The organism is Bacteroides luhongzhouii (assembly GCF_009193295.2).
Classification (GTDB): Bacteria; Bacteroidota; Bacteroidia; order Bacteroidales; family Bacteroidaceae; genus Bacteroides; species Bacteroides luhongzhouii.
Genome location: NZ_CP059973.1, coordinates 2,161,664 through 2,181,606 on the forward strand (window position 1 = coordinate 2,161,664; position 19,943 = coordinate 2,181,606).

Here is a 19,943-nt window from a genome sequence, read left to right on the forward strand (position 1 = left end):
AGTCTTAATAGAAAACTTCTTTTCTATTAAGACTAAACTTCCCTTTCATTGGGAATAAAGTTGTTTTCTGTTCGATACAAACTATAAACGAAGCTTACGTTTTTATAAATGCAAGTTGCGTTTATAAAAACAAAGCTTGCAATTATAAAAATAAAGCTTGCGTTTATAGTTTATAATAAGGATAAAAGAAGTTTGCAACAAGAGGGAAGGAAGTTCTCTCCTAGTGGAGGATAACTTTTCTATTAATAGTCAATGCGAGAGTTATTAACAGCTATCCCGGTGAACTTAGATAGAATATACGAAAGATGCGATTGATAACAAGCACATTGGTTAAGTAATAATGTGCAGTAGCTGAAAGTAATATGAGAAAACATATAATATATAAGTATTTCCTCTTTTTATCTTTGGTCGGACTGATGCAGTTAACGCTTGGTTGTTCCTCCTCTTCCAACGAAATAGAACCTTTGAAACCGGAAGGAGGAGATACTCCTTTGGAAAAAGATGAATATACTTTTATGAATGTAGAATACCGGAAATGGCAGAACGGAACTTTCCAGGCATGGACAACAGCAGATTCAAGGGAAACCCGTATCATTGATAATATGAATTGGTATACTCCCTCTTCGGGTTATAGCCGGACTGCATGGGGAGGACGAATCGGTTTGCAACCTTCATCTGTGGTTGGAAAAGAAGGTTTTTTCCGAGTGGCTAGTTGTGGCGACCGTTCTTATTTGCTGGATCCGGATAATGGAGCTGTTATCATTCATGGAATTCAGCATGTTCGTCCGGGAGAATCTACTGCTCATAAGAAGGCTTTCAGTACTCGATACGGTAGTGAGGCACGATGGAGTGAAGAGACAGGCAAACTGTTGGCAGACAATCATATAAACTATATTTCGTATGGTTCAAACCGTATTGAAGTATTTCCTGCTGCAGTACGTGTTAACTTGTTGACGCCTAAGACGCAAAAGATTGCTTATGCAGAGAATCTGTATCTGCTCCGTACCTTTATGTGGGATATGAGTAAGAATTTGGGCTATGCGTTTGATGATGACAAGTATAATCGCTTAGTTCTTCTTTTTGAACCCACATTTGCTACGTACATAGATCGTCTCGTACAAGAGAAGTCGGCTTTATTTGCCGGCGACAAGCATTTTATCGGCTTCTATCTTGACAATGAATTGCCGTTTGCCAGTTATCAGAATACTGACCCTTTGCGGGGAATTGATCTGAAACATTTCTTGTCCCTGCCCGAACGCTATAAAGCTGCCCGGGAGTATGCAGAAAAGTTCATGCGGGATAACGGTATAACTTCTGTCGGAGCGATCACCAAGAAAAATCAGGAAGACTTCCGGGGCATGGTTGCCGATTATTATTATCAGTTGACTACTGCCACCGTCAGGAAGTATGATAAAGAGCATTTGATTTTGGGAACACGTTTGCATGACTGGAGCAAATACAATCAGAAAGTGGTGGAAGCTTGTGCCCGTTATTGCGATCTTGTTTCCGTCAACTATTATGCACGTTGGCAACCGGAGGCAGATTTCTTGGCGAACCTGAAAGCATGGTGTGGAGCGAAACCTTTTTTGGTTTCGGAGTTCTATACGAAAGCGGAAGATGCCGGTTATCAAGGAACTGGATATGCCAATACCGAAGGAGGTGGATGGTTGGTACGTACACAGAAAAACAGAGGTGAGTTTTATCAGAACTTCTGTCTTCGTTTACTTGAAACCCGGAATTGTGTGGGTTGGGTACACTTTGAGTATAATGATGGATACGGTTCGGATGGGAAAGCGTCCAATAAAGGAGTCGTTTCCATCGAATACGAACCTTATGAATCTTTCCTGTCGCAGATGCGGCAGTTGAATCTTGCTGTTTATTCATTGATTGACTATTATGATACCAAATCGGTTCAGTAGATCAACGTAAACCATTAAAAGACAAATAGGAAAAAATAGAATTAAAATAGTTATAACCATGAAGAAGTTTAGTTTATTCGCAATCCTTTTAGGATTTAATATAGCTTTGGGAGCTTGTTCCGATGACGATACCACTCCTGTAGTACAAAATGAAATCTTTCAACTGCCGGAAAAGGCCTATGTGTTGGCGGAGCAATCCAGACGGGCTATCGTCATTAGAGATGCGGAGACGAATCGCAATATCTGGAGTTGGGATCCTTATACAGCTTGTGTTCCTGCTGCCCAGCAGGGTTGGTTTGTCAATCCGAGCGAAGTAAAACCTGTTTTCAATAGACGCTATATCTTGATGACTGCCTCCGGCGGAGCTGTGGCTTTAATCCGTTTGTCGGACCATAAATTAATGTTCTATGCAAATTGCGGACAGAATCCTCACTCTGCAGAGGTATTACCCGATGGAAATATTGTGACGGCAGAATCGAAATCCGGTGAAATCAATACCTTTGTGGTTGACACGGTTAAGGTATTGGGAGCAAAGGCTAATACGGTGAAGCTGGGTAATGCCCACAATGTAGTCTGGGATAAGAAAAGGTCGTATCTGTATGCCACGGCTACAATAACGGGCGGAGTTACCGCATTATTCCGTTTTAAGTATGATGGTAACCGGAGCAATCCTAAACTGACAAATCAGACTCGTATTTATACGTTCGACAAAGAATCGGGCGGACACGATTTGTTCCCGGTATATGGTGAAGAAGATAAACTGTGGCTTACTGCCGCTTCGGCTGTCTACAAGTTTGATTTGACCGGAGTTACGGATGCTACGACCAATGCGTCCGCCGAACCGACTTGTGAAAAGGTCTACAGCATAGGCGATATAAAGAGTATCTGCAACGGACCGGACGGAATCCTGATGTTGAAACCGACTGAAGAGTGGTGGGCTGAAGGACTTGTAAATGAGAAGGGAGAAGAACTTTTCAAGATGGACGGAGCTAAGATTTATAAAGGTCGTTGGATGATAGACAATACTTTCAGTTATCCGGAGAAGCATGATTTCGTATTGGGAGAGGATTAATTTAAGTATCGTTGAAGATTGATAAAGTATATGTTGAATAATTAAGTTTGGAACAATGAGGAAACTTCTTCTTTTTTTATTGGTATCCATCTCATTACCGGCCTTGGCGCAGAACGGAAAGAAAGTGTATGCTGACTTCCACGGTGTGCGTTATACCCGGCAACATGATGGAAAGTTGGGGCGTTGGGAGATGTATGCCAATACGGAGAAATCAAGTACGGGAAGGAAATCCCTGTGTTATAATGCCGACCTGATAGACAGTGAAGGACGACATGAGATAGCGGCAGTGGCCTATCCCCAAGTCGGAATGCAGTCCAATCTCGATCCTGATTATATCGAATATCAGATATTGTCGGCAAAAGCTGCCAAGATAGACGGATTCTTCATCGAATGGGGATTCAAGCCTCACGAAAATGATATTCTGCTGCGTGAGATGCAGAAAGTGGCAGCGAAGTATAACTTCGAGATCGGTGTGAACTGGTGCGACGGTTGGTTGTATTATGACTGGATTACGAAGATTTATCCGGAAGTTAATACTCGTGAGGCAAAGACCGGATATATGGCTAAATGTTACCAATATTTAGTAGATAGTGTCTTTACCGGTCCGACTGCTCCTATGGTGAAGGGAATACCTGTCTTTTATCATTTCGGTCCTGGAGCGAAAGTGGATGAATACAAGAAAGTATTATCACTGGTGAAGTTTCCGCAAGGAATGAAGCAGCCCGTTGCCTTACGTCGTTGGGCGGATTGGGGAAAACTGGAAAACGATAAATACATTCCTGTCACCCGCAGTGATGATATGGATGCCTGGAAAGAAGTAGGGGAAATACCGACCGCATGGCTTCCTGCCCGTGTCCGTACAAGAGATCAGGCACATGCTGAATGGGATAATTATGCCACACAGGATGATGTTATTGAGTTTATGAAACCTTTCCGTGATTCGATTTGGCATAGTAACAATCCGGCTTATACCATTAAGTCGGGATTTGCCATGCCGGGAATGGATAACCGGGGATGTGCAGGCTGGGGACGTGGACATTTCTATTATATCCCTCGCAATAATGGAGAAACTTATCAAAGTATGTGGAAATTCTGTATGGCGGAGAAAGACAGTCTGGACATGATGTTTATCGCTTCGTGGAGCGACTATACCGAAGGGCATGAAATAGAACCTACCATCGAAAACGGTGACCGCGAACTGCGTACCACTTTAAAGTATGCGGCAGAATTCAAAGGCGAACAGGCGGACGAGCGTGGATTAACTTTGCCTTTAATGCTTTTCCGTTTGCGAAAAGAAGCCCGTTTCCTGGAAAAGACGAAGATGGACGTATCTGCTTGTCAACGTTCGCTTGATAAGGCAGCGATGCTGATTAGCCAGGGACGTTATCCGGTGGCGATAGGTTTGTTGTCACAAATAGAAAATGATGTCAAGACAGCCAAATCCGCTTTGGCGGTTGAGATGATGCGTTTGCGTGAGTCGGACATGAAAATCCAGGGAAAGCGAAAATCTGGTGGCTACAGTGCCGAAGAAACGCTTTCTATCTCTTTGCCCAAAGAATTGGTTTCCAAACTGCAAATGAATAACTATGTAGGGTATCTCTATTTTGAATACCTGGACAAAGGAAATGAATCTCTTTTTATACGTTCATCCACACAGCGTGAACCGAAAGAACCGTTTAAAATTGTATCCCGGATACGTACCGACAATACAGGTGAATGGAAAAGTGCAAAAGTGGAACTGTATAAAGATAATATCGTAAATGGATTCAATATGCCTACTTTCTATTTAAAAGGAAATGTCGTTGTCCGTAATTTATCATTAGGCTATACCATCTACACAGTCAAATAAATGTATTGATGAAGAGTTTGAATAATTGGTTATTAGTTTTATCCGTACTATCCTGTTTCGGGTGTTCCTCTACGGTTCATGAAGACAGCAGAGGATGTGCTTTCGTATCCGACAGTATCCAATACAGAATTGAGTTTATGTCGGAGGGATGCGTACGGATTCTGTCTTTTCCCGAAGGTGACACGCTGGTAACAAAAAGATTGGTTGTCGATTCGCAAAAGCCAGCCTTCAAAGATTATAAATGGAAAGATACAGGGCGGCAACTGATCTTTTCTACCCGTGAGCTTTCCGTTGCTTTTGATAAAGCCGATGCGGCTTTCACTTTTCAGGAAGTATCGACAGGAAAAATATTACTGAAAGAGAAAGAAGCTAAAAAGGCACGACACTTCAAACGAACGGTTGCCGGAGGTGAGCAATGCCTCGAAGTAACCCAACGTTTTGTTCCTACTGATGATGAGGCTATTTACGGTCTGGGGCAGTATCAGAACGGAATCATGAACTATCGTGGAAAATCCGTACTACTGTTGCAGGCAAATATGGATATAGTCAATCCGTTCCTTATCTCGACGAACGGATATGGTATTTTGTGGGATAATTATTCTTCTACAAAGTTTGAAGACACGGAGGAAGGATACTCATTTACTTCTGAGGTAGGCGATGCTTCCGACTATTATTTTGTATATGGCAAGAATATGGACGAAGTCGTTGCCGGTTATCGGAAATTGACGGGAGACGTGCCGATGTTCGGAAAATGGGTATATGGTTTCTGGCAGTCCAAAGAACGCTATAAATCGTTCGATGAATTGAAAGCTGTCGTAAAAGAGTACCGTAAACGGGGGATTCCGCTGGATAATATTGTGCAGGACTGGGAATATTGGGGAGATAAACCTCATTGGAATAGTCTGACGTTCCATCCTGCGAACTTCAATCATCCCCGACAGGTCATTGAAGAGCTTCATCAACAGCACCATGTTCACTTTATGCTTTCCGTATGGCCAGGATTCGGACCGGAAACGGCTGTCTATCAGTCACTCGATTCCATCGGTGCATTATTTAGCGAACCTACATGGGCAGGTTATAAAGTTTTTGATGCATACAATTCTGCCGCACGGGATATCTTCTGGCAATATCTCAAGAAAGGACTCTATGATATGGGCGTGGATGCTTGGTGGATGGATGCAACGGAGCCTTCTTTCCGGGACGGATTCACACAGTTGAAACAGGAAGAGAGGACGAAATCAGCCGGAAATACTTATCTGGGCAGTTTTCATCGTTATCTGAATACCTATTCTTTGGAAATGTTGAAGGACTTCTATCAACGTCTGCGGACCGAAAGCGATCAGAAGCGCATATTTATCCTGACCCGCTCCGCCTTTGCTTCGCAACAGCATTATGGTACGGCGGTATGGTCGGGCGATGTCTCGGCTTCATGGGAGAATATGCATAAACAACTGGTTGCGGGCTTAAACTTGTCTATGTCCGGCATTCCGTACTGGACTTCCGATACGGGAGGATTCTTCGTCACAGAACGTGATGCTAAATATCCCGACGGACTGAAAAGTAATGATTATAAAGAGTTGTATTCCCGTTGGTTCCAGTTCAGCGCGTTTACTCCTGTGTTCCGTGCTCACGGCACGAATGTGCCGCGTGAAGTTTGGCAATTCGGTGAAAAGGGGACACCATCTTATGATAATCAGGTGAAATATATCCATCTGCGTTACCGTCTGTTGCCTTACATTTACTCGATGTCTCACCAAGTCACAGCCAATAGCTATACCTTGTTGAGAGGCTTGGCAATGGATTTCACTACAGATACCCGGACTTTTGATATTGATAACGCCTATATGTTCGGCACTTCTTTACTGGTACGTCCGGTATTTCATCCGCAATCGGAAGAAAAGAACATCAGTGTTTATCTGCCGGAACACAACGGCAAATATTGGTACGACTTCTGGACCGGAAAGGCCTTTGAAGGAGGAAGAGAACAAATGCAGACAAATACTCTCGACATCCTTCCCCTGTATGTAAAAGCCGGTTCTATTTTGCCCTTGGCAGAAGTGAAGCAATATGCGATGGAATACCCCGACCGTGAATTGGAATTGCGTATTTATGGAGGAGCGGACACCTCTTTCTTATGGTATGAGGACGAAGGCGACTCCTACCGCTATGAAGACGGCGTATGTTCAAAAGTACCGATGCAATGGAAAGATTCGGAACGGACATTGACGATTGGGCTACGTGAAGGAAGTTATCCCGGTATGCCGGAACAAGTAAAAATGCGTGTGAAGTTATATCTGCCTGACGGTGCTGCTCTTGAGAGTAAAGAGTGTGTCTATACAGGCAGAGAGGTAAAAATAAAGTTTTAATTAGATGCATACATAGATTATGAAGAAGTTATTCTATATCTTTATTCTATTGTTTATTGTGGGATGGGCGCAGGCACAGCAACGCGTGGTATACACCATCAACGACGGATGGAAATTTACAAAAGGATCTCCGTTTGAAGCACAACTGACTGGTTGTGACGATTCTTCATGGGAGACGGTCAATATACCTCATACCTGGAATGATAAAGATGCAGACGATGAAACTCCGGGATTCTATCGGGGGCCGGTCTGGTATCGAAAACAGTTGTTTATAGACAAAAGCCAGGAGGGACGTCGGGCAGTGATCTACTTTGAAGGAGCCAATCAGGAAGTACGATTCTACCTGAACGGTCAGTTCGTTGGGGAGCACAAAGGAGGATATACCCGTTTCTGTTTTGACATCACTCCCCATTTGCGTTATGGACAGGAAAACCTGTTTGCCATTTATGTAAACAATGTCTATAATCCGAATATTCCCCCCTTATCTGCCGATTTTACTTTCTTTGGCGGTATCTACCGGGACGTCTATTTGCAGTTTATGAATCCGGTGCACATTGCAACGAATGATTACGCTTCGTCGGGAGTTTATATCCGTACCCCCGAAGTGAATAACTCCGCTGCTTCGGTAGAAATCACTACGCTATTGACGAATGATATGTCCCAGGCTACGGAAGTCAGGGTGGAGAATATAATCTGTGATGCGGATGGCAAGGAAGTGAAAAAGACGCAGGCAGAAGTAAAACTGGCAGCCGGTGAGACGAAGACGGACATCTCCAAAAAGATAAAAATAGATTCTCCTCGTCTGTGGGATATAGACGATCCTTATCGCTATATGGTATATACCCGTATTCTTGATAAAAGAAAGGGTACTTTGCTGGATGAAGTGGTGAATCCGTTAGGTTTACGCTGGTTCAAGTTTGATTCGGAAAAAGGTTTTTTCCTGAATGGCAAAGGACGCAAACTGATCGGAACTGCCCGCCATCAGGATTATTTTCAGAAAGGAAATGCTTTGCGTGACGAATTGCACGTACAGGATATATTGCTGTTGAAGGAGATGGGAGGAAACTACCTGCGTGTATCACACTATCCCCAAGATCCTGTAATCATGGAAATGTGTGATAAATTGGGCATTGTGACCTCGGTTGAAATTCCCGTCGTTAATGCTGTTACAGAAACCGAAGAGTTCCTGCATAATTCCGTTGAGATGGCGAAAGAAATGGTACGTCAGGACTTCAACCGTCCTTCTGTAATGATTTGGGGTTATATGAATGAGATTTTCCTGCGCCGTCCCTATACCGAAGGCAAACAGTTAGAAGATTACTACCGTTTCACGGAAAAAGTAGCCCGTGCCTTGGAGGCGACCATCCGTGAGGAAGATCCTTCAAGATATACGATGATGGCTTATCACAATATGCCTCAATACTACGAAGACGCTCATCTGACCGAAATCCCGATGATTCAGGGATGGAACTTGTATCAAGGTTGGTATGAACCGGATATCAATGAATTCCAGCGTTTGCTCGACCGTGCCCATAAAGTATACAAAGGAAAAGTGCTGATGGTAACGGAATATGGACCGGGAGTGGATCCGGGAGTTCACTCGTACCAGCCGGAACGTTTCGACTTCTCGCAGGAATATGGACTGGTATATCATAAACATTACCTCAATGAAATGATGAAACGTCCGTTTATAGCCGGTTCCAGTCTGTGGAATCTGAATGATTTTTATTCCGAATCCCGTGTAGATGCTGTTCCTCATGTAAACAATAAAGGCGTTGTCGGATTAAACAGAGAGAAGAAAGATGTTTATTGGTTCTATAAGACAGCATTGTCACGTCGTCCGATACTTGTCATTGGTAATCGGGAGTGGAAAAGTCGTGGGGGAGTAGTGAATACGGCACAGAAAGAATGTGTCCAATCCGTCCCTGTATTCTCTAATGCAGAAGAAGTAGAGCTGTTTGTGAATAACAAGAGTCTGGGGAAGAAAAAGATAGAAGATAATTGTGCTTTGTTTGATGTACCGTTTGTGGGTGGAGAGAATCTGCTGGAAGCTGTTGCTGTGACTGGTGATAACAAGTTGCGTGATATGCTTCGGATTCAGTTCCAGTTGGTAGGCTCGCGGTTGAAAGACGAAGCTGTGCCATTCACAGAAATAAATGTAATGTTAGGTTCTCCAAGATATTTTGAAGATCGTGCTGCAAACGTAGCATGGATTCCCGAACAGGAATATAAGCCCGGTAGCTGGGGATTTATCGGTGGAACATCTTATCGTCGTAAAACAGGATTCGGCACCATGCTTGGTTCGGATATTGATATTCATGGAACAGACATGAATCCAATCTTCCAGACCCAACGCGTTGGAATAAAATCTTTTAAGGCTGATGTACCGGATGGAGAATATTCCGTATATTTGTACTGGGCAGAATTGGAATCGGACAAAGAAAGAGAAGCATTGGTTTATAATCTGGGAGCTGACTCGGAACAAACATTTGCTGGAAATCGCAGCTTTGGTATTTCAATCAATGGGACAACTGTTTCAGATGATTTCAACGTAGCCCGTGATTACGGATATGCCCGTGCTGTTATCAAAAAGTTTATAATAACAGTAAAGGATGGAAGAGGGGTAAGTGTCGACTTCCATAAAAAAGAAGGAGAACCCATTCTGAATGCTATCCGTATTTATAGAAACTATTAATCATAAACACAGTTCGTATGCTTAGGTCTATTTATTTACTGTCTTTTTTCCTCCTGCAATCCCTGTTTGCTTTTGCAGGAAATGTAAAGGAAGATGTTCCATCCACTTTTGATTTATATGTGTGCATCGGACAATCCAACATGGCAGGACGTGCAACATTGACTCCGGAAGTCATGGATACGCTGCAAAATGTATATCTATTGAATGATAAGGGGAATTTTGAACCGGCAGTAAATCCTCTCAATCGTTATTCGACAGTCCGTAAAGACCTGTCGATGCAACGCTTGGGACCGGCTTATGGTTTTGCCAAAGAAATGACACGGAAAACGAAACGTCCTGTCGGACTGGTCGTAAATGCACGGGGTGGTTCTTCTATCATCTCTTGGCTAAAAGGCAGTAAAGATGGATATTATGAAGAAGCCCTCTCCCGGATTCGGATTGCGATGAAACAGGGAGGTGTTTTAAAAGCGATCCTTTGGCATCAGGGAGAAGCCGATTGTTCCAATCCGGAAGCATATAAACAGAAACTGATTTCTTTGGTGAAAGATCTGCGGGAGGATTTGAATATGCCGGATCTACCGGTTGTTGTCGGACAGATTTCTCAATGGAACTGGACGAAGAGAGAAGCGGGTACTGTTCCCTTTAATCAGATGATTAAAAAAGTATCTTCATTTATCCCCCATTCCGATTGGGTATCGTCGAAAGGATTGGGATGGTATAAAGATGAGAAGGACCCTCATTTTAATACAGAAGCACAATTATTATTAGGGAAACGTTATGCGGAAAAGGTATGGAAGTTCTATAAGCATAAATAAGGTCAATCGGGAATCTCTGTTGGTTGCATTATATGAATAAACGTGAGATCGCTGATTGATGTAGAAAAAATAGTGACGGTATATGCTCAGGATACTAACGGTATCGCTGTCATATACCGTCACTATTTGCATTGGATAGCGTCACTATTTTCTTTTATGTAGAATGGCTTATTTATGGCAGCCTTTTTAATTCCTTCAATGAACTTTTTATGCCCTATCTTAGGTTGTGAATAACTAAATACTGCCTTGTTGATAGAAAAAGGGACTATTAGGTTAATTGTTTTATTATGAGCTAATTAACCTGTTAATAACTTTGTTGATATCCTTGTTGATAACTGAAATGAGGTTGTGAATAAAGGGGTCAATGTAAAAAACAGGTTGTTAAAATGTGATAGTCTTGCTAACTTTGCGGTATGAAACAATGGCAGATATTAAAAACAATCTTTCCGGAGATTATCACGGCCAACTTTGAGTTTGTCAACTACGAGGAAACGTACGAACGGCTGGATTACTGGCTTGACGAGCGTGGTTATATGTCTCGCGAAGATTACAAGAAGGGTACTGTCCGCGAATATGGCTTTACCGAAGAACGTGTGATACAGGATTTTCCGATTCGCGGGAAGGCGGTATACTTGCATGTGCGACGGCGTAAGTGGCGCGACATGGAAGACGGGAGTATCTTTACCTATGACTACGATCTGACGGAAGAAGGCAGCCGCCTGACCCCTGAGTTCGTTGCTTTTTTAAAAGAGGAGGATTGAATCCACCCCTGAGAGCATACGCTCAATCGGTGCTCATTACGGTGTAAATGGCTCCAACCTATCGCGGCAGTATAAGGAGATTTTCAGTGGCTACAGGCAGTGGAAGCAGCTGTGTCACGCCGATGGGTACGTGCTATATCCGCAGAACATCGGTCCGAACCTGGCCATCGACGAGTCTTCGCTCAGCTGCGGCGAGCTCTATACCTTTGTCACCAACCGTGACGCTCACGGCGGGAAGGGCGCGCTTGTTGCGGCGATACGTGGTACCAGGGCTGAAACGGTCATTGCAGTTCTTGAGAAGATATCTTCTGCCAGACGAAAGACGGTAAGAGAGATAACGCTCGACCTTTCGTCATCCATGATGCTCATAGCCCGTCGGTCATTCCCCAAAGCCATCGTGACCAACGACCGTTTTCATGTCCATAAACTCTACTACGATGCCATAGACGAGCTGCGGATATCTCTGCGGTGGATGGCAAGGGATATTGAAAACGAAGAGATTGCACGCTGTCGCAGGGAGGGCATTCCGTATGTTCCTTACCGTTATGCCAACGGCGACACCCGGAAACAGCTCCTTGCACGTGCCAAATACATTCTGACAAAACATGCCTCCAAATGGACGAAGTCCCAGCAATGGAGAGCCGACATCATTTTTGAATTTTATCCCGAGCTGAAACACGCGTATGATCTTGCCATGGACCTCACCCGCATATTCAACCAAAAAGTTGATAAGGACACTGCCCGGCTGAATCTTGCCCGATGGTACGACAAAGTGGAGAAAATGGCCGGAGGCCAATTCCGCACTGTTACAGAAACATTCCGCAACCACTATGACACAATCCTGAATTACTTTGTCAACCGTTCCACCAATGCCGGCGCTGAATCTTTCAACGCAAAAGTCAAGGCATTCAGAAGTCAATTCCGAGGCGTTACTGATATCCCATTCTTTCTGTTCAGACTCTCCAAGCTATGCGCCTAAAAAGAATCTCACACTCGGGTAGTTTTTTAACACTTCAACCTGTTTTTTACATTGACCCGAATAAAGTCAGTAAAGAAGAGTTGTCATAAAAAAGAAGAACCGCATTTCTGCGATTCTTCTTTTTCTTTAGTTGCGGAGATCCGACTCGAACGAATGACCTTTGGGTTATGAGCCCAACGAGCTACCAACTGCTCCACTCCGCGATGTTTAACGGGTGCAAAGGTACGGCTTTTTTTGAAACAAACAAATAATTCGCTGAATATTTTTCGAATAAATCATCACTTTTTTCTTATTTGGTTGAGAATGAGCGAACTAATGATGAAACTTTTTCTTAGCACCTATTAATATACAAATGTTAATATTCTATCTATTTTCTTGTATGGTCTAAAGAAAAGAATTACTTTTGCTCAAAATATTCAGCAATGTGCAATTTGTAACCTATGACCGTATCCAAGACAAAAGCCAAGTTAGTAGATGTAGCCCGTCAGCTTTTTGCAAAGATGGGGGTGGAAAATACGACTATGAACGATATCGCTCTTGCTTCTAAAAAAGGGAGACGAACGCTCTATACTTATTTTAAAAGTAAGGATGAAATCTATTTGGCTGTTGTGGAATCGGAATTGGATATATTGTCGGATATGATGAAGCGGGTAGCCGAGAAAAACATTTCTCCGGACGAAAAACTGCTGGAGCTGATATATACCCGATTAGATGCAGTGAAAGAGGTGGTCTATCGGAACGGGACGTTGCGTGCTAACTTCTTCCGTGATATATGGCGGGTGGAGAAGGTGCGTAAGAAATTCGACGCAAAGGAAATACAGTTCTTTAAGGCAGTTCTTCTGGAAGGACAGGCTAAAGGAGTTTTCCATATTGACGATGTGGAGATGACTGCAGACTTGATACATTATTGTGTGAAAGGTATTGAAGTACCTTATATTCGTGGTCATATAGGTGCACATCTGGATGAAGATACAAGAAATAGATATGTGTCCAACATTGTGTTTGGCGCACTGCATAGAACAGAAATTTAATTAAATAACTTTTAGTATGGGATTATTAGACGGAAAAACAGCCATTGTAACCGGTGCTGCTCGCGGTATTGGTAAGGCTATCGCTCTTAAGTTTGCCGCCGAAGGCGCAAACATCGCATTTACTGACCTTGTCATTGATGAAAATGCAGACAATACAACTAAAGAATTAGAAGCAATGGGCGTGAAAGCCAAAGGTTACGCTTCTAACGCTGCTAACTTTGAGGATACTGCAAAGGTCGTAGAAGAAATCCACAAGGACTTCGGACGTATCGATATATTGGTAAACAATGCCGGTATCACTCGTGACGGCTTGATGATGCGTATGAGCGAACAGCAATGGGATATGGTAATCAACGTGAACTTGAAGTCTGCATTTAACTTCATCCACGCTTGTACACCTATCATGATGCGTCAAAAAGCTGGTAGCATTATCAATATGGCCTCTGTTGTCGGTGTTCACGGAAATGCAGGTCAGGCTAACTATGCTGCTTCTAAAGCAGGTATGATTGCATTGGCTAAGTCTATCGCACAAGAGTTGGGCTCTCGCGGCATCCGTGCCAACGCTATCGCTCCGGGATTTATCCTGACAGACATGACGGCCGCTCTTTCTGACGAAGTAAGAGCTGAATGGGCAAAGAAAATTCCTTTGCGCCGTGGTGGTACTCCTGAAGATGTGGCAAACATCGCTACCTTCCTGGCTTCTGATATGTCATCTTATGTATCAGGTCAAGTGATTCAGGTAGATGGTGGTATGAATATGTAATCGAACAGAATGACTGTTGTATACGAAGACAACCATATCATTGTAGTCAACAAGACCGCTTCCGAGATTGTCCAGGCAGACAAGACGGGGGATACGCCGCTTTCGGAGACTGTGAAGCAGTATCTGAAAGAGAAGTATCAGAAACCCGGAAATGTTTTCCTCGGTGTGACACACCGGCTGGACCGCCCCGTAAGCGGTCTTGTTATTTTTGCCAAAACGAGTAAGGCACTAACAAGGCTCAACGAAATGTTTCGCACCAGTGAGGTGAAAAAGACTTATTGGGCAGTCGTGAAAAATGCGCCGAAAGAACCGGAAGGTGAATTGGTACATTTCCTTGTGCGTAATGAAAAGCAGAATAAAAGTTATGCATACGACAAGGAAGTGCCGAACAGCAAGAAAGCGATCTTGCATTACCGGTTGATTGGTCATTCGGAAAATTACTTCTTACTCGAAGTTGATTTAAAAACCGGACGGCATCATCAGATCCGTTGTCAGTTGGCAAAAATGGGATGTCCTATCAAGGGCGATTTGAAATATGGTTCTCCACGCTCCAATCCGGATGGGAGCATTTGTCTGCATGCCCGGAGAGTACGGTTCATACATCCTGTCTCAAAAGAACTGATAGAGCTTGAAGCTCCTCTTCCCGAAGGGAATTTATGGAAAGGATTCACCATAGATTAATATGGATTTCCCCAGATTCATTGATTATAAATTTAGGCACGGATTAACGCTGTTGTTTTACAATTCATCATGCTAAAGACCTTGTAATCTGCGCCTCATAATATATGGATTATTTAGCAAGAGTGCTTAGTATACAGTTTTTTGTGGGAATTCGTGTAAGGCTGTGACCGGAACTCTTGCCAAAAGAGTAAATCTGCCTGCCATTTTTCTAGTAAACTCTAGCGACAGTTAGTAAATACCTAAATAGGTTGTATATTTGCATCATTCACTAATTATTATTTTCAATCATACCAAAGAAAAATACGAATGAAGGCATTTAAACTACTTGTACTAACTTCCTGCTTCTTGCTTGTGGCAGGAAATGGAGTGGCGCAACGGAACTATTCAAAAAGTGAAGGATTATTGCAGTACGTCGATCCGTATATCGGGTCCGGCTATCATGGGCACGTCTTTGTAGAGACGAGAGTTCTGTATGGAATGGTGTAGTTAGGCCCGACTAATATCCATAAAGGATGAGGCTGGTGCTCGGGTTATCATTATTCCGACAGTATCCTGATCGGTTTCTCACATACCCATTTGAGTGGTACAGGGTGTACTGACTTATGTGATATTCTCATCATGCCATTGAATGAAATTCGTACTCCCAGGGGAAATCAAGATGATATACGTGACGGTTATGCTACCCGATACTCTCATGAGAATGAAGTTGTCCGTCCCGAATATTACTCTTTGATCCTCGATCGCTACAATATCAAAGCGGAGCTGACGGCTACGGACCGTGTAGGCTTCCATCGTTATACTTATCCCAAAGGAAAGCCAACTTCCATACTGTTGGAGATTTCTGTGAAGGAAACGGATGGCAGTCTACATTCTTTGCTCTGCAAGACCCATACGGACTGATTGCTTTGTTTGGCGGTGACAAACCATTTACAACAAAGTTTGATGGTTTCGATAAGAGTTATATCACTTATCAGGATATTATAGATGGTAGCACATTGAAGTTTGTTATGGGAAAAAAGCCTAATAAAAACTTTGGTAAAGCTCCGGCGAGCAGACCGGTTGTTTTGAATAAAATAAATTAAGTGAGGAGATTGTTCTAGGCAGGATTGTATTTATTACAAATGAAATTATATCAGTGATGAATAGGAAGATGATAATCAGTATTCAATTTCCAGCTCATCACTGATATGCTAAGACAGTTTTATTGGCACTTTTCTAGAGTATACTTTTGGTCAGTGGTCGTTTGTATATCATATTCATAGTACATTTTTGCTTTGGGTAGTTCAAGAGGAGCATTAGCAGCAACCAAAGGTTTACTTATAGCTTGTCCAACGATAAATGTATTCGTACATTTTTCATTTGTCGCCGGTAAAGGGCTTCCGTTTAACATTAAAGGTGCTTCAGATCGTATCCGCAATGTTCCTCCAAGCTTTGAAGTGATAGTGACTTTTTCCAGTGAGTTGTTACTCCATTGCATATCGTCTATAACAAATCCTCCACGGCATCTTAATCCTTTTACAGAACCTGTAGACCATGCGGATGGTAGAGCTGGTAATAAATGAATAGCATTTGTATGACTTTGGACTAGCATTTCAGCGATACCGGCAGTGCAACCAAAGTTTCCGTCGATTTGAAAAGGGGGATGTGCATCGAATAAATTAGGATAAGTACCTCCATGTGTGCCTTCTTGAGCTAAAGTGGGACTTAATTGCTCTGTTATGAGCTTGTATGCTTTTTCTCCATCCAGGAGACGTGCCCAAAGGCAAACTTTCCATCCCATAGACCAACCGGTTGAATGATCTCCTCTGTTTATTAGTGATTTCTTTGCAGCTCCAAACAACAAAGGAGTATCGAAAATATTAATCTGGCGTCCCGGATACACTCCCCATAAGTGAGATAGATGCCGGTGTTGATCGGTAGGATCATCCCAATCGTCTGTCCATTCTTGCAATTGTCCCCACTTGCCTATTTGCATAGGAGGCAGATTTTGAGCGTAATAATGCAAACTGTCTACAAAAGACTTTGATTCAACAAAAGAGGCTGACTTAACAGGTGATTTTAGATTTGAAAGAATGATTGCGGCAGTGGCTGTATTATGGAACAAGTCATATAGCATTTGATTATCAATAGTGGCTCCAGCCACTAAAGAGGCTTCGCTACGTACTCCGTTCAAAATCGGACTATTTTCCGGAGAATAGGAAGGAGTAGCAACCAACCAATTGCTTCTAGGGTCACGAACCAGGAAATCAAAGAAAAATTCACAGGCACCTTTCATTATGGGATAAACGTCTTCCAGATACTTTATGTCACCCGAAAATAAATATCGATCCCATAGATGTTGGCAAAACCAGGCACTGGCAGTAGGCCAGATTCCATAAAACGGGCTATCTACAGCACCGGTAGCGCACCAGATATCAGTAATATGATGTACGGTCCACCCCCTGCATCCATACATCCGGGCACTTTCTCTGCCTTGTTCTGCTACATTTCTAATTAAACCAATTAATGGAAGATGTTCTTCTGATAGATTTGTCAGTTCTGCCGGCCAGTAATTCATTTGTAAATTTATGTCGTTTGCAAATTTACCATCCCAAGGGGCATACCTTTTTTCATTCCAGATACCTTGTAAATTGGCCGGTTGTCCTCCTGGCTGTGAACAACAGATTAATAAATAACGGCCAAATTGAAAATAAGTAGAAATCAAGTGTGGGTCAAAATGCTCTTTGGATTCAGCCAAACGAATATCAGTGGGCTTTTGTGCTTGTGTATTTTCTCCTAAATCGAGTGAAACAGTACCAAATTTGGAACGATAGAAATCAATATGTTCCTGTTTGGCTTTTATATAAGATTTACGTGAAGAATTCAGGTGAGCTAGTGCTTTCTGCTCTTGGTTTGCTGAAATATTTTTGTAGTTTACAAAATTTGTTCCAATGGATACATAGAGAGTAACGTCATCAGCGTTTTTAACATGCATGACACTATCGGATATAACTTCTATTTGTCCACCCTGGTGTTTTATTTTTGTTAAAGCGGTAAAATATACTTTTCCTTCCACTCCTTCATGGTCATCAGTTTTTCCGTCCAGGCGTAACATTTGTTTCATGAAAACACTTTTCTCTGTACTTGGATAAGGAGAAGTAAAATGCGCATAAAAAGAAATCTTTCCTTTTTGCGAGGCCGTCAAACGAATAATTAGTAATTGGTCGGTAAAAGAAGTAAATATTTCACGCGTATATTTTACTCCGTTAGATTTGAATCGTATTGTAGAAAGAGCATTTTCGATATTTAAGTCCCTGTAATAGTCAGTATAGCCCTCAATACCTTGAAAGTCCAATTTTAAAGAGCCGACTGTTTGGTAAGGCATACCGTTGGAACCGGTGGAGCAGATAGCCGGCCCTGCCATATTCTGTGCTTCTAGATTCTTTCCTGCAAAAATCAGATCACGGATAGCGGGAAGTGCATCTTTAGCTTTGGCATTGATGTTATTGTAAGGAGAACCACACCATACACTCTCTTCGTTTAACTGATATTCTTCATATTGAGGGTCTCCGAATATCATGGCACCTATTCGACCATTACCTAATGGCAGTGCTTCTATCCAGGATCGGGCAGGATGATTGTACCAAAGCTTTAAGGGGGTGGATGGAAAAACGTCCACTGTCCCCAATAGCATAAATACATTTAAAAGAAAAATTGCAAAATGTCTGTTCATAATTATTATCTTATTGATTCATTAAATAAAGGAACAGCCACATTTGTTCGAAAAAGATTCGTTCCTATGTGGCTGTTCTGCTTTTCTGTATATAAGACTATTTTATTACCTTATATTTTATTTCTATAGGTGATAATTGTCTGTTATTCATTCGGGCAACGTACATTGCTAATCCACTGTAAATTTCCCCAGCCTTGACATTCAGCATCCCATCCGTGACCGGTAACGTCATGAATAATATTTCCTTCGCCTTCATTAATTCTCCAATAAGCGAGCAGACCGTCGGCCAAAGGATTTACGCCACACATATTGTTTACTATTTCTTTGGCAGTTAAGGCTTTGTTCCAAACACGCACTTCACTAATGGAGCCATTTAGAGGTCGTCCGCCTTCAGATCGGCCAATATAGAAACCGCGGCTCTTTTGCTCATCCCTTAAATCAATCCAGGGGGCAGTAGTAGCCTTGGAAATCTCTAATTTCCCGTTAACGTAGATTTTTACGGTAGCAGCATCAAATACAGCCGCCAAATGATACCATTTTCCGGCAACCAGTTCTGTTGGGACTGTTGTTTCTACACCATCGCCTGCAATCTGAATTTGATTCGGTTTGATTGTTACATCTCCAAAACGGAAGTTGAAATGTCCTTCTATTCCCATTACAGTGCTGATATAAGGACTGTACTGCTGAAATCTATTAACGCAGACGCGAGCCTCGTATGATAGTTGGGATAATTTGAGTGAACTTGGGTGTTTTTCAAAAGGAATTTTGAAATATCGGTTACTGATATTAGCCGCATACGTACGTAAAGGTTTAGAAACTATAATGTAGACAGTACGGGAAGCCTCTAAAACGGAAAGCCCTCCTCCTTGTACCTGAACAATGCTGACGGGCAATAAATAAGTAACTTCCGGTTCAAACTTATCCAGATTTTGAATTGTTAGTTCCAGTGACTTGGAAACGTGCTCTCCTTGTTCAATTTTTAATTCAGTAGAGGAGAATTTATAAGTATTTTCTGGGAGTAGTTTGTAAGAGGTGCCTTCTTTTTTATTATATTCTTCTACTTTGGCTGCATTCACTTCTGTATTTACTGTAACTTCAGATTCAACCTTGCATGATGCTGTCACGGAAAGGCCGATAGAGGTCGGATCTTCCGTAGATATTCTTTTGACAACAGAAGATTCCGTACCTGTAAAGTACAACATATCTTCATAAGGTGCTGCATTTTGGCATGAATTCAGACACAGTATTCCAGCCAGAATGCTTCCAATGCTAAAACATATTTTTTTCATATTCATCGTAT

General features: G+C 42.5%; 14 protein-coding genes, 1 tRNA gene and 1 pseudogene. 13 read left to right on the forward strand and 3 right to left on the reverse strand.

What is annotated here, in order from left to right:
- Window positions 1–362: 362 nt before the first annotated feature.
- The 8 genes from GD631_RS07780 to GD631_RS07815 all read left to right on the forward strand — a co-directional run bounded on the left by GD631_RS07780 (window position 363) and on the right by GD631_RS07815 (window position 12,456).
- A complete protein-coding gene (locus GD631_RS07780; RefSeq protein ID WP_143257056.1) occupies window positions 363–1,919 on the forward strand; it encodes a hypothetical protein in 1,557 nt (518 codons plus the stop codon).
- Window positions 1,920–1,977: 58 nt separating this feature from the next.
- Entirely contained in the window at window positions 1,978–2,991 is a 1,014-nt protein-coding gene (locus tag GD631_RS07785) for a DUF6528 family protein (RefSeq protein ID WP_143257057.1), read from the forward strand.
- A gap of 55 nt (window positions 2,992–3,046) precedes the next feature.
- On the forward strand, window positions 3,047–4,840 hold the full coding sequence (locus tag GD631_RS07790) for a glycoside hydrolase family 99 protein (protein ID WP_143257058.1): 1,794 nt from the start codon (window positions 3,047–3,049) through the stop codon (window positions 4,838–4,840).
- 8 nt (window positions 4,841–4,848) lie between these two features.
- Complete coding sequence (locus GD631_RS07795) at window positions 4,849–7,206, forward strand: glycoside hydrolase family 31 protein (RefSeq protein WP_143257059.1); 2,358 nt, start codon at window positions 4,849–4,851, stop codon at window positions 7,204–7,206.
- Between the two features lie 19 nt (window positions 7,207–7,225).
- The gene (locus GD631_RS07800) at window positions 7,226–9,901 is read left to right on the forward strand and encodes a glycoside hydrolase family 2 TIM barrel-domain containing protein (protein WP_143257060.1); all 2,676 of its coding nucleotides are present in this window, start codon (window positions 7,226–7,228) and stop codon (window positions 9,899–9,901) included.
- Window positions 9,902–9,918: 17 nt separating this feature from the next.
- On the forward strand, window positions 9,919–10,716 hold the full coding sequence (locus tag GD631_RS07805) for a sialate O-acetylesterase (RefSeq protein WP_143257061.1): 798 nt from the start codon (window positions 9,919–9,921) through the stop codon (window positions 10,714–10,716).
- Between the two features lie 413 nt (window positions 10,717–11,129).
- On the forward strand, window positions 11,130–11,477 hold the full coding sequence (locus GD631_RS07810; protein WP_143260734.1) for an ISAon1 family transposase N-terminal region protein: 348 nt from the start codon (window positions 11,130–11,132) through the stop codon (window positions 11,475–11,477).
- Window positions 11,473–12,456 (forward strand): ISAon1 family transposase, encoded by a 984-nt coding sequence (locus GD631_RS07815; RefSeq protein ID WP_425321961.1) that lies wholly within the window; start codon window positions 11,473–11,475, stop codon window positions 12,454–12,456. The genes GD631_RS07810 and GD631_RS07815 overlap by 5 nt, the downstream gene beginning before the upstream one ends.
- Before the next feature lie 130 nt (window positions 12,457–12,586).
- Here the strand turns inward: GD631_RS07815 and GD631_RS07820 are convergent.
- Window positions 12,587–12,659: transfer RNA gene (locus tag GD631_RS07820), tRNA-Met, on the reverse strand.
- A gap of 237 nt (window positions 12,660–12,896) precedes the next feature.
- On the opposite strand from GD631_RS07820, the gene GD631_RS07825 reads away from it, so the two are divergent.
- From GD631_RS07825 to GD631_RS22420, 5 genes and pseudogenes are all read left to right on the forward strand, one after another.
- Window positions 12,897–13,487, forward strand: a complete 591-nt coding sequence (locus GD631_RS07825; protein ID WP_120067072.1) for a TetR/AcrR family transcriptional regulator — start codon at window positions 12,897–12,899, stop codon at window positions 13,485–13,487.
- A gap of 16 nt (window positions 13,488–13,503) precedes the next feature.
- A complete protein-coding gene (fabG, locus tag GD631_RS07830) occupies window positions 13,504–14,250 on the forward strand; it encodes a 3-oxoacyl-[acyl-carrier-protein] reductase (protein WP_143260522.1) in 747 nt (248 codons plus the stop codon).
- Window positions 14,251–14,259: 9 nt separating this feature from the next.
- Complete coding sequence (locus tag GD631_RS07835; RefSeq protein ID WP_143260524.1) at window positions 14,260–14,931, forward strand: RluA family pseudouridine synthase; 672 nt, start codon at window positions 14,260–14,262, stop codon at window positions 14,929–14,931.
- Between the two features lie 306 nt (window positions 14,932–15,237).
- A pseudogene (locus GD631_RS07840) lies at window positions 15,238–15,795 on the forward strand (glycoside hydrolase family 92 protein); the annotation flags it as partial.
- A gap of 14 nt (window positions 15,796–15,809) precedes the next feature.
- A complete protein-coding gene (locus GD631_RS22420; protein ID WP_223225950.1) occupies window positions 15,810–16,013 on the forward strand; it encodes a hypothetical protein in 204 nt (67 codons plus the stop codon).
- A gap of 119 nt (window positions 16,014–16,132) precedes the next feature.
- Here the strand turns inward: GD631_RS22420 and GD631_RS07845 are convergent, their stop codons facing one another.
- Both GD631_RS07845 and GD631_RS07850 read right to left on the reverse strand, forming a co-directional pair.
- Entirely contained in the window at window positions 16,133–18,643 is a 2,511-nt protein-coding gene (locus GD631_RS07845) for a glycoside hydrolase family 95 protein (protein WP_143260532.1), read from the reverse strand.
- A gap of 143 nt (window positions 18,644–18,786) precedes the next feature.
- Window positions 18,787–19,932, reverse strand: coding sequence for a DUF1735 and LamG domain-containing protein (locus GD631_RS07850; RefSeq protein ID WP_185911602.1), 1,146 nt, complete (start codon window positions 19,930–19,932; stop codon window positions 18,787–18,789).
- Window positions 19,933–19,943: the final 11 nt, after the last annotated feature.

Bases quoted from the DNA above. Each gene is read 5' to 3' on its own strand.
- GD631_RS07780 (WP_143257056.1), top strand. From the start codon at position 363: ATGAGAAAACATATAATATATAAGTATTTCCTCTTTTTATCTTTGGTC.
- GD631_RS07785 (WP_143257057.1), top strand. From the start codon at position 1,978: ATGAAGAAGTTTAGTTTATTCGCAATCCTTTTAGGATTTAATATAGCT.
- GD631_RS07790 (WP_143257058.1), top strand. From the start codon at position 3,047: ATGAGGAAACTTCTTCTTTTTTTATTGGTATCCATCTCATTACCGGCC.
- GD631_RS07795 (WP_143257059.1), top strand. From the start codon at position 4,849: ATGAAGAGTTTGAATAATTGGTTATTAGTTTTATCCGTACTATCCTGT.
- GD631_RS07800 (WP_143257060.1), top strand. From the start codon at position 7,226: ATGAAGAAGTTATTCTATATCTTTATTCTATTGTTTATTGTGGGATGG.
- GD631_RS07805 (WP_143257061.1), top strand. From the start codon at position 9,919: ATGCTTAGGTCTATTTATTTACTGTCTTTTTTCCTCCTGCAATCCCTG.
- GD631_RS07810 (WP_143260734.1), top strand. From the start codon at position 11,130: ATGAAACAATGGCAGATATTAAAAACAATCTTTCCGGAGATTATCACG.
- GD631_RS07825 (WP_120067072.1), top strand. From the start codon at position 12,897: ATGACCGTATCCAAGACAAAAGCCAAGTTAGTAGATGTAGCCCGTCAG.
- fabG (WP_143260522.1), top strand. From the start codon at position 13,504: ATGGGATTATTAGACGGAAAAACAGCCATTGTAACCGGTGCTGCTCGC.
- GD631_RS07835 (WP_143260524.1), top strand. From the start codon at position 14,260: ATGACTGTTGTATACGAAGACAACCATATCATTGTAGTCAACAAGACC.
- GD631_RS07845 (WP_143260532.1), bottom strand. From the start codon at position 18,643: ATGAACAGACATTTTGCAATTTTTCTTTTAAATGTATTTATGCTATTG.
- GD631_RS07850 (WP_185911602.1), bottom strand. From the start codon at position 19,932: ATGAAAAAAATATGTTTTAGCATTGGAAGCATTCTGGCTGGAATACTG.